The sequence below is a fragment of the Microcystis sp. M53602_WE12 genome, from assembly GCF_030065455.1.
GTDB classification, from domain to species: domain Bacteria; phylum Cyanobacteriota; class Cyanobacteriia; order Cyanobacteriales; family Microcystaceae; genus Microcystis; species Microcystis aeruginosa.
Genome location: NZ_JASJFB010000342.1, coordinates 1 through 3,368 on the forward strand (window position 1 = coordinate 1; position 3,368 = coordinate 3,368).

Below are 3,368 nucleotides of genomic sequence, written 5' to 3' on the forward strand. Positions count from 1 at the left end.
ATCGAGAATTTGAAAATAAAGAAGAACTGGAAAAAGTAGTCAATCAGCTTTTAAATGAAGGGGGATTGATTATTAAATGGAGTAGAAAACTTAAAAATAAGGGTAATGCTGTCAATGTAACTTAAATGCGTAAAAGCTTAGCGCCATCAGGACGAACAAAAGCTAATGTCTTACCATCCGAACCAAAGTCAACAGATTCATGACCAAGATTTAATATTTGAATTGCTTGTTCTGTCTTTAAATCCCAGAGTTTGATAGTGCCGTCATCACCACCAGAAGCTAATGTATTACTGTCTGGACTAAAACTTATACTTTCGACCGAACCATAGTCCTCTTTTAGGAGGCGTATTTCTTTATCTTTTTCTACATTCCAAAGTTTGACAGTGCGGTCATCACCACCAGAAGCTAATGTATTACTGTCTGGACTAAAACTTATACTTTCGACCGAACCATAGTCCTCTTTTAGGAGGCGTATTTCTTTATCTTTTTCTACCTTCCAAAATTTGACAGTGCCGTCAGCACTACCAGAAGCTAATGTCTTACCGTCAGGACTAAAACTAACACTTTTGACTGAACTATCGTGACCTTTTAGGGTTCGGATTTCGTTTCCTGTCTTTACATCCCAGAGTTTGATAGTGTCGTCATCACTACCAGAAGCTAATGTCTTACCATCTGGACTAAAACTAACACTTTCGACAAAAGCATCGTAGTGACCTGGTAGGGTGAGGATTTCTTTTCCTGTCTTTACATCCCAGAGTTTGATAGTGCGGTCATTACTACCAGAAACCAATGTCTTACCGTCTGGACTAAAACTAACACTTTGGGCTAAACTATCATCACCTTTTAGGGTGCGGATTTTTTCTCCTGTCTCTACATCCCAGAGTTTGATTGTTTTGTCACCACTACCAGCAGCCAATATTTTACCGTCTAGACTAAAACTAACACTTTGGACTGAACTATCGTCACCTTTCAGGGTGCGGATTTCTTTTCCTGTCTCTACATTCCAGAGTTTGATAGTCGTGCCATCACTGCTAGAAGCCAATGTCTTGCTGTCAGGGCTGAAACTGATATCCTTATCATGCCCCATGCGGGCATCGACATACCCATCCCGCCCCATGTGGGTGCGGATTTCCTTGCCTGTCTCTACATTCCAGAGTTGGATAACTCTACCAGCAGAAACTAAAGTTTTGCTGTCTGGACTAAAACGTACACTATCAATTCCATCACTAGCAAAGTTATCAAGATTGAGAGTGTGGATTTCTTCTCCAGTTTCTACCTTCCAAAGTTTGATAGTGCCGTCAGAACTACTAGAAGCCAAAGTCTTACCATCTGGACTAAAGCTTAAGCTGGAGATTAGGTAACCATACCCCTTAAAGCTATTATATTCTCTTACGGTTACAAGAGATTTCTGTAAAGCCTCCATTACTTCGGCATTAATTGTACGTTGTTTTTGCAAAATTTTTCCTGCTTTGATCGCTTGTACAAAAGCTTCTAATCCTTTATTTTCATTCAATAGAGATAAAGAAAGCCTAGCAATAGATTCAGCCTGATTGTATTTCGCTTGTTGTGTTTGTTTCCAAGCCATCCAACCCAATCCCGTACTAATTACCACCGCCACCAAGGAACCCGCCGCAATCCCCCAAGCGGTTCTAATTTCCCGCCGCCTGCGGGCTGCTTCGGCTTGTTTTATCCGCTCTCGCTCTTGGAGACTCTGCCTGATAAAATCCTGTTCACTTTGGCTGATATCTTCTGGGCGTTTCTTCAATTGTTCTTCCGCCTCCGCCAACGCCGCCCCGCGCAACCATGAGCCTTCATCCCCCTGCGTCTTTTGCCATTGCCCCATCGCCCCCCGCAAACGCTCCTGCCAAGCGCGAAAAACCCTGTCTGTATCCATCCAGCCCCGCAATTCCCCCCAATTGCGAATCAGTGCTTCATGCACCACTTCCACCGTCTCCACCTGTGCCTCTTCACTGCGACTGGTGACAACTAAACGCGCATCCGCCAGTTGTTTCACCAGCGCCCAATTTACCGCCCCTAATTCCGCTTTTGTCGCCAGCCGCCGCGTATCTTCTGTGCCTTCCCCTGGGCGTACCAATTGGATGAAAATGCGCCGCACCTGTTCCCGTTGCGCCTCACTCAGCTTGTCATATTCTTCATTGGCATGGCGGGCCAAAGCACCCTGCACTTGGCCAATTTCTGTATATGCCAGATGGGTTAACTGTTGGCCCTGTCGCCGCTGCCACAATTCCGTTAAGGCAAACTCTAGTAATGGCAAATTCCCCGGCTCACTCTCCACATCATCGAGGATGCGCTCCACCAGTCCCGCTTCCAATATCACCCCCAATTTTTGCGCCGGTTTTTCAATAACTTCTGTGAGTTCTTCTCGGTTCATCGGCCCCAATTTCAAGTCAGTATTTTGTAAGACATCGGCAAAGGGACGATAGGAAAGAGCATTCCCCAAGAAATCCGCCCGCATAGTTAATACCAACACCATTCCTACCCTTTCAAAGGGGAATGTAGTTAATTTATCGAGAAAATTACGACGGATTGTTTCATCAGGACAGAGGGTATAAAGTTCCTCAAATTGGTCGGCAATTAGCAGTACCCGTTCACTGGGATAATTGTGTTGGATTTGGGCAAAAACATCAGCTAAAGGAATGTCGCCATCACGCAAATAATTTGCTAACTGACGCGCTTGGGCGAGGCGTTCTGTCTCATTTAAATTAGTTGTATAAAGGGGAACTAATGCCAAAGCTAGGGCATGAAAAGGGTCAGAACCGGGACGAAAATGGGTAAACTGCCAGTGACCTTCTTGTTGCAATTTAGGGACTAATCCCGCAAAAACTACCGAGGATTTGCCACTTCCCGACGCACCTAATAGGGGGATGAAATTACGGGTTTGGGTTGCCTGAAATAGGTTTGTGATAAAGCTTTTGCGCCCAAAAAAGTATTCTGCATCTCCTGGCCCAAAATGAAACAAGCCACGATAGGGACAGGGCAGATTATCATCGGCAACATCGGCAGAATCAGCAGGGGCTATTCTTGCTTCTTCTCGATAATAGTAATTGGTAATCGTGATGGTTGCATTGCCAGTCCCAGAGGTAGCAGCATATTGAGCTTCTGTAATATTTTGTTGAATTTCGCTTGGTTCTGACATATCAACCATCCTGATTAATTAAAATACAGTCTCAGTCATCCTTAGATGTGCCATGCTCGGTGATGCCGCTAATAAGTACCTAGGCAAAATTAATTACATACTCGCCTCCAAAATTGTCCAGCACTTTTTTAACGTAAGCGAGGAGGCTCTTTCGGTCTTTATAGGCGCTAAATTCAATCCATTCATATTTTAAAAATCTCCATAATATTTC

The 3,368-nt window shown here is 44.3% G+C and carries 1 protein-coding gene and 2 pseudogenes; 1 reads left to right on the forward strand and 2 read right to left on the reverse strand.

Annotated elements, in window-relative coordinates; translation table 11 throughout:
* Nucleotides 1-125: pseudogene (locus PX482_RS12100) on the forward strand (IS630 family transposase); the annotation flags it as partial.
* Here PX482_RS12100 and PX482_RS12105 read toward each other — a convergent pair.
* Both PX482_RS12105 and PX482_RS12110 read right to left on the reverse strand, forming a co-directional pair.
* On the reverse strand, nt 122-3,157 hold the full coding sequence (locus tag PX482_RS12105) for a WD40 repeat domain-containing protein (protein ID WP_288027247.1): 3,036 nt from the start codon (nt 3,155-3,157) through the stop codon (nt 122-124). The pseudogene PX482_RS12100 and the gene PX482_RS12105 overlap by 4 nt on opposite strands.
* A gap of 79 nt (nt 3,158-3,236) precedes the next feature.
* Nucleotides 3,237-3,368 (reverse strand): annotated as a pseudogene (locus tag PX482_RS12110) (IS630-like element ISMae24 family transposase); the annotation flags it as partial.